We start from the raw sequence: 7,114 nt of genomic DNA on the forward strand, positions 1-7,114 counted from the left end.
GAGCCACAGTGGAAGCGGCCCCCCCGATCTGATAGGCGACTGGTGTCTGTGCAGGTTTCCGTAGCGCATAGGCCTTAGGCATCGCCCACCTGCCAAACAGCATCGCCAAGTCAAGGTTGTACCGCGTGAATTGAGAGAATCAATCCGCCCTAACGTGGCCGACCAAAGCACCAAAGATTGTGCCAAGCGCGCTCCAACAAGTTTGGTATGAAAGCGCCTGCCCACAGTGTTCGAAGCAGGCTAGGCATCTATGTGCCTTGAAACCCGGTCACGATCTGCAGTAATCAGCTGTCTGCCAAGGGAGGTGCAACATAACGAGCAGAAATGTACATACGTACAGGAAGCGCTCCAGCCGAACAGAATTGCCGCAAGATCGCGTAGGTCCTTATATGTCTTAGTCAGTGGCCTGGGTAGCCAACGCTTGTTTACACGGAAACGCGTCCTCACACGCTACGCCACTTGATCAGGGTTGATATAAGTGCTTGATAAGCGGATATTTAGCTGTCAACTATTACCAAGACCGTGGCTGACAGAGACTTTGAAGTGGTTTGATGCACCCCGCTGATAGCCACTCACGACAGATTCTGAACAGGTTCTTAGATTCGGCCTGCATGAAAGTCTTCCACTGCTCGCATCACTTCCTCCCGCGTGTTCATCACAAAGGGCCCCCACTGCGCAATCGATTCCCGCAATGGCTTACCGGCAATCAGTAACAACCGGACTGCACTACTACCCGCCGATATGCGCACCCGGTCGGCGTCAGGACGGTTTTCCAGAATTCCCATCTGCTTGGTATTCACTACTTGCATATTCTGGCCAACCAACGCTACGCCCTCGTACACATAGACAAAGCTATTGAAGTCATGGGGTAACGCCTGCTCGAACACAGTGCCGGCCGGTAAATGCACATCGAGATAAAGCGGTTCGGTATCCGGCTTTTGCACGGCCCCCTTCACACCATCAACCTCGCCCGCGATCACACGCACAGTCACCCCAGTATCGGTGGTAATGCTGGGTATTCCCGTTGCGGGTATATCACGGTAGCTTGGCGCCACCATCTTGTTCTTACCAGGCAGATTGACCCATAGCTGGAACCCTTGCATCAGTCCTTCCTCCTGTTCGGGCAATTCGCTATGCACCAGTCCGCGCCCAGTAGTCATCCACTGCACGCCGCCGGGGCCCAATAAGCCTTCGTTGCCTGCGCTGTCACGGTGGCGCATACGCCCAGCCAACATATAGGTCACAGTCTCAAAACCGCGATGCGGGTGATCAGGGAAGCCAGCCAAATAGTCATCCGGTTTATCTGAATGAAAGTAATCAAGCATCAGAAACGGGTCGAGCCGCTGCTGCAAGTCCTGCGTCAATACCCTTAGGAGTTTGACCCCAGCACCATCTGAAGTCAGCATGCCATTGACCAGACGTTCAATCTCACGTGGTGTTCTTCGCCATTGCGTCATGATGTTTCCTTCACTGTTCTTAGGCCTCAAGCCTTATCCAGTGCCTATTTTGTGCTTGTATGAAGGCTGGTGATAGCGAAGCATTTCATTCAATCCGTTCAGATTTACTGAACATAAAACCATATCGCTTACCTACCCACGAACCTATGCACTAAGGTCTGGCACAACCAGCATGTTAGAATCCAGCCTCAATGATGAATCTGCTCACACTCGATACCTCCACCGATTACCTCTCGCTAGCCCTGCACTACAAAGGCGAAACCCTGCTACGTGATTGGCACGCGCAGCAGAAGCATGCCGAAATGACGCTGCCACAGATTCAGCAATTACTGGCCGAGGCTGGCGCAAGTTTGCGGGACCTTGACGGCATCGCCCTATCGATCGGGCCGGGTTCCTTCACCGGCCTGCGCATCGGGTGTGGCATTGTGCAAGGATTGGCATTTGGCTTGGACATCCCCACACTGGGCGTCAATACCCTGGCTGCGCTGGCAGCTGATAGTGATGCGGACCACGTATTAAGCGTGCTGGATGCCCGCATGGGTGAGCTGTACCTTGCAGGCTACATCCGTAAAGGGAACGAATGGCAGGAGGTGTTGCCTACCCGAGTATGTGGTCCACAGGCATTGCCGGATTTACCAGACGCGGATTGGGTAGGCGTAGGAAGTGGATTTGCGGTGCTCGGTGATGCATTGCAGGCGCGTTATGCCGGCCAATTGCATGCTGTCGACGCAACCCGTTTCCCCCATGCCAGCGGCGTGCTCAAACTGGCACAACCCAAGTTTGAAGCTGGGCAGGCTGTACCCGCTCATCAACTTGAACTGCTTTATATTCGCGATAAGGTCGCACTTAAGACTAGCGAACGCACCAAAGCCTAAGTTGTTTTTCAAACAGGAATATCGGGAATCTCTTCCACACCAAACGAGTCAACCGCATCTGCGATGTTCAGGTCGATCCGGCTTCGCCGCTTGTAGCAATAGAATTCACGTACTGCCTCAAAACGCGAATAGCCGAGTGACTCAAAAGTAGGCTCGAGCTTTGCCATGACATCCCGCGCCAACTTGATGGCAGACTGTTTGTTGGGCGCGATGAACTCACGCCCATCCAATTCAAAGCCAGCATCCAGCATGGCCCGTTCTATAATCAGCCAGAACATTCGACATGTATCGTATGGCAAACCCAGGTAGTCCAGATTGACCACGAAGGCGATATCGGCGGATTGGTTAGTCATCGGATTGGCGCTGTGTTGATTGATCTTGAGTAAAATCCATCTTTTTCATAGTAGCTGCCATGCGAAAGTTTGCTGGCAAGCCCTGTTTTATTTCCGACGCTCATCTTGTGACAGAATCTCTACGCATCACCATTCGCCCTATCGCGGAATCGGACCTCGAAGCCATGGCTCGGCTGGAGGCAGACCTGCAGTCCTTTCCCTGGACGGCGCTTCAGTTCATCCAGTCTTATAGCGAAGGGCATCGCGGCATGGTTGCCATGGTGCAGGAAGAACTGGTTGGATTTGCAGTTACCCAATTGGTTTTGGACGAATTGTCGCTGCTGACGCTCGGTGTCCGGCGTGATTGGCAGCGGCGGGGTATTGCCCGACAACTGGTAGAGACCGTGACCGAACAGGCGCGCGAGGAAGGTGCCGCTGTGCTGATATTGGAAGTGCGCAAAAGCAATGCGCCCGCCCGTTCGCTTTACCGACGACTCGGGTTTGTCGAAACCGGTTTACGCAAAGGCTATTACCGCGCTGAAGAAGGCCGGGAAGATGCTGTATTGATGGCCTTGACGCTGGATGAAGGTGGAAGATGAACGAGCAATACGTTGAACTGGTCATGGAAGAGTTGGGCCTGCTACCACTATGGGTACGGCCCGAGCTGCTTACGGCTACACCCCATACCGTTACCGCTACACAAGAATCTACTGTATCGACAGCACAAGTAGAAACAGCGGCAGCCACTCCCTCAACAACGGTCATTGCCCCTCCTCCTGTACCCCTTATACCCACCGTTGCCCTCCCGCTTGCCGCCACGCCCATCGCATCCCCTGCGGTCCAACCACTACTCACACGTGACGAACGCGCACAGCGGATATCGACGTTGGATTGGGATACCTTACAGGAGGAAACGACCAGCTGTACCGCCTGTGGCTTGTGCAAGTCGCGCAATAAGGTCGTATTCGGTACCGGTCAGCCACAAAGCGACTGGTTGGTGGTTGGTGAAGCGCCCGGTGCAGAGGAAGATAGACAGGGTAAGCCTTTCGTTGGTCAAGCCGGTAAGCTGCTCGACAGCATGTTGGCCGCCGTCGACCGCTCACGGCAGGAGAATGTCTATATCCTCAATACGCTCAAGTGCCGGCCACCGCAAAACCGTAATCCACAGCCCGATGAAATGGCGCTTTGTGCGCCTATCCTGCATCGGCAAATCGAATTGATCCAACCCAAGGTGATTTTTGCGGTAGGCCGTTTTGCTGTGCAAGCGCTGTTGGGGCGCGAAGCCAGTATTGCCAGCTTGCGCGGCAAGTTGCATGAATACCGTGGTATCCCGGTTGTGGTCAGCTATCACCCAGCCTATCTGCTGCGTAATCTGCCTGATAAGATCAAGGCTTGGCAGGATCTGCTGCTGGCCAGAAACGTGCTGGCTGCTCACGACACAACCGCTGAGCCATAACTGAAACACCTCTAACTAATAAGATTGCAAACAGACTCTTATGTAGCACTTGGCCTGGGGAATAAGGTAGGCGAGAATACGAACGTTCTCCAAACTATTGACTCTCCCCCATGGCTACCCATGCCGATACTGTCCGTAAAATCATCCATATCGATTGCGATTGCTTCTACGCATCGGTCGAGATGCGTGATAACCCCAGTCTGAGCAATCAGCCTGTTGCTGTCGGTAGTCGGCCGGAAGTCCGTGGTGTCATCGCTACCTGCAACTACCTGGCGCGCGAATTCGGTGTACGTTCGGCCATGGCCTCCAGCCTGGCGCTCAAGCGCTGTCCTAACCTCGTATTGCTGCCTACCCGGTTTGAGGCCTACCGCGCTGCGTCACGCCAGATCCACACCATTTACGCCGATTACACCAGCTTGATCGAACCGCTCTCGCTTGATGAAGCCTATCTGGACGTCAGCAATTCCCCCTTGCATCAAGGCAGTGCAAGCCGTATTGCCGCTGAGATCCGTAATCGTATCCGTACCGAGGTCGGTATTACCGCATCCGCCGGCATTGCCGCGAATAAATTCATCGCCTTCTGAGGAGTGGCGCTACTTCTTACCAATGCCTTATCAAATAATCAATCTAACATACGAAACTTGCGTATGTAATAATCCAATAAATGTTAGCTTTCTAGAAATTTCCTACTGGATATGCACAGTATCTATGCTAGTTAATACGCAGACAGCACATAGATGACAAAAGCCAAAGACGTAGTTCAAGAAACCCTTCGACGCGTAGCTCATTTAGATATGGATGCGTTTTACGCATCTGTTGAACTACTACGCTATCCTCAGTTACGTGGCTTACCCGTAGTAGTTGGAGGACAGTCAACCCCCCATCCAGAGCAGGATAAAGCGGGTAACCTCATCTATTCGAAACTTAAGCATTACGTAGGGCGAGGTGTGGTGACAACATCAACCTATGAAGCACGAGCCCAAGGTGTTGTCTCCGCAATGGGAATGATGAGAGCAGCGAAATTAGCACCTGATGCGATTATTCTACCAGCAGACTTTGATGCATACCGGCACTATTCGGCATTATTCAAACAAGCCGTAAAAACCATTACGCCAGAAATAGAAAATCGTAGCATTGATGAAGTATATATAGACCTTAGCTCCAACCCAGACGAGTCTCATTTAATTGCTATGAGGCTCAAAGAAATGATTTTTAAAACAACGGGACTAACCTGCTCTGTAGGAATAGCTCCGAATAAGCTATTGGCAAAACTTTGCTCGGAGCTAAACAAGCCAGATGGCATCACTGTAATAACAGACTCAGACATAAAAAGCAGGATCTGGCCATTAGGCGTGGGCAAAATAAATGGTATTGGACCCAAAGCGGTGGGGAAACTTAACTCTCTCGGAATTGTAACCATCGGGGATTTAGCGTGTTTTGACCTTATCAAACTTCAGAATAGGTTTGGTCGAGTCTACGGCTTATGGTTACATCAGTCTGCAAACGGTTGGGATGATCGCCCAGTCGTTACACACAGTAAGCCAAAATCAGTTAGCCGAGAAACCACATTTGAGTTTGATCTCGACGTTAAGATAGATCGCATAAAATTGACAGATTATTTTTCTCGATTATGCGAGCAACTCTCAGAAGATCTCAAGCGAAAGAGCTGTGTTTGCTATACCATTGGTATAAAATTAAGATTTGCTGATTTCCATACTCTAACTAGGGATATAACATTATCGCAGCCAATCAGTAATCCTAAGGACATAATTCAAGCAGCAAGAGAATGTCTACGCAAAGTATCTTTTCATAATAGGATTAGACTACTCGGAATAAAAGCCACGGGATTATTACAGAGAGATAGTGCTACAAGAGTTCAGCAAGGCGTTTTATTCGACTAGTTAGTCGAGTAGCCCGAGGGAGACTCACCTACAGGCCCTCATGCAACCGGACATGATCTCTCGTTCATCCCGTTCCTATCGTCCAGCCATCCTGGCACAGACAAAGTGCCCAAATGGCCAAGGCTACTCGCAACAATACACTTCATTTTTGAGGCACTCTTACCCAGGCAAACGGCGGCCGGACTTTATTGCTACCGGCCGCACGAAACATCAGCCCAAACCAAAGTGGGCTTAGGAAACCAGGTGCCACTAGCTATTAGCGTTCTTGTAGACGATTCGGTCCGCTTTGCCGTCATGATTCACATCACCCAAGAGCGGTAAGTAACCTGGTCCGCCCCACTTTTGACCATTCCAACTGCACGTGCCACCGCCGGTCAGCATGCAGCTCCATTCACCATCGGATTGACGATAGAGTACACGGTCTGCTTTGCCATCACCGTTGACATCAGTAAGCATTGCCGTGTAGCCCGGCCCACCCCAATACTGGCCGTCCCAATTGCATAAAGCGCTGCTATTTACCTTACATCCCCACCATCCTGTAGAAGCCCAATATAATACGCGGTCCGCTATCTGATCACCGTTCACGTCCCCCAGTAATGGGGTATATTCAATTCCACCCCATTTCTGGCTGTCCCAGTTGCACGATGCTCCATTGCGAAGCCGGCATCCCCATGTACCATCGGTGGCGCGATATAAGACCCGGTCTGAGATACTATCCCCGTCCACATCCGCCATAAATGGACGAAACTCAATACCGCCCCACTTTGTTGCATCCCATTCGCACGCGTTACCATCTGTGATGCGGCAACCCCAATTACCAGCCGGCGTCAAAATTGCGTTAGCAGCCTGACGGCCGGTTCGATCTATTGCTGTGCCCACGTTGTCGGCATAAACCAATACTGACGAAGTCAAGCCGATGGTGACTGCTAGATACCTTGGAAACCGTTTAAACATTTTTCCTACCCCGGTAATCCCCCCGGAAAATAGGGGTGTGCAGAAGTAGAATTTTCTCGGATAGAGGGAGTTCTACAAAATGAAGAAATCGAGATTTTCGGACAGCCAAATCATCACCGTGCTTAAGGAGGCAGAGGCT

At 51.5% G+C, this 7,114-nt stretch carries 8 protein-coding genes; 5 read left to right on the plus strand and 3 right to left on the minus strand.

All coding sequences use genetic code 11. The features are described 5' to 3' along the window. Positions 1–596: 596 nt before the first annotated feature. Positions 597–1,457, minus strand: a complete 861-nt coding sequence (locus ACUHMQ_RS10860; RefSeq protein WP_445295486.1) for a pirin family protein — start codon at positions 1,455–1,457, stop codon at positions 597–599. A 191-nt stretch (positions 1,458–1,648) separates the two neighbouring features. Here ACUHMQ_RS10860 and tsaB point away from each other — a divergent pair, with 191 nt between their 5' ends. Then, on the plus strand, positions 1,649–2,332 hold the full coding sequence (gene tsaB, locus ACUHMQ_RS10865) for a tRNA (adenosine(37)-N6)-threonylcarbamoyltransferase complex dimerization subunit type 1 TsaB (protein WP_445295487.1): 684 nt from the start codon (positions 1,649–1,651) through the stop codon (positions 2,330–2,332). Between the two features lie 8 nt (positions 2,333–2,340). On the opposite strand, the gene ACUHMQ_RS10870 is transcribed toward tsaB, so the two are convergent. After that, positions 2,341–2,685 (minus strand): hypothetical protein, encoded by a 345-nt coding sequence (locus tag ACUHMQ_RS10870; RefSeq protein ID WP_445295488.1) that lies wholly within the window; start codon positions 2,683–2,685, stop codon positions 2,341–2,343. A 59-nt stretch (positions 2,686–2,744) separates the two neighbouring features. On the opposite strand from ACUHMQ_RS10870, the gene rimI reads away from it, so the two are divergent. The 4 genes from rimI (at position 2,745) to dinB (ACUHMQ_RS10890) (ending at position 6,021) form a co-directional block, all read left to right on the plus strand. Continuing rightward, positions 2,745–3,263 (plus strand): ribosomal protein S18-alanine N-acetyltransferase, encoded by a 519-nt coding sequence (gene rimI / locus ACUHMQ_RS10875; protein WP_445295489.1) that lies wholly within the window; start codon positions 2,745–2,747, stop codon positions 3,261–3,263. Continuing rightward, a complete protein-coding gene (locus tag ACUHMQ_RS10880; protein ID WP_445295490.1) occupies positions 3,260–4,120 on the plus strand; it encodes a uracil-DNA glycosylase in 861 nt (286 codons plus the stop codon). Before rimI ends, ACUHMQ_RS10880 begins: the two co-directional genes overlap by 4 nt. Positions 4,121–4,230: 110 nt before the next feature. Then, a complete protein-coding gene (gene dinB / locus ACUHMQ_RS10885; protein WP_445295491.1) occupies positions 4,231–4,704 on the plus strand; it encodes a DNA polymerase IV in 474 nt (157 codons plus the stop codon). Between the two features lie 153 nt (positions 4,705–4,857). After that, positions 4,858–6,021, plus strand: coding sequence for a DNA polymerase IV (gene dinB / locus ACUHMQ_RS10890; RefSeq protein ID WP_445295492.1), 1,164 nt, complete (start codon positions 4,858–4,860; stop codon positions 6,019–6,021). 249 nt (positions 6,022–6,270) lie between these two features. On the opposite strand, the gene ACUHMQ_RS10895 is transcribed toward dinB (ACUHMQ_RS10890), so the two are convergent. Further along, positions 6,271–6,975: a hypothetical protein gene (locus tag ACUHMQ_RS10895; protein ID WP_445295493.1), complete on the minus strand. Its 705-nt coding sequence runs from the start codon at positions 6,973–6,975 to the stop codon at positions 6,271–6,273. Positions 6,976–7,114: the final 139 nt, after the last annotated feature.

The organism is Chitinimonas violaceus, from assembly GCF_052601015.1.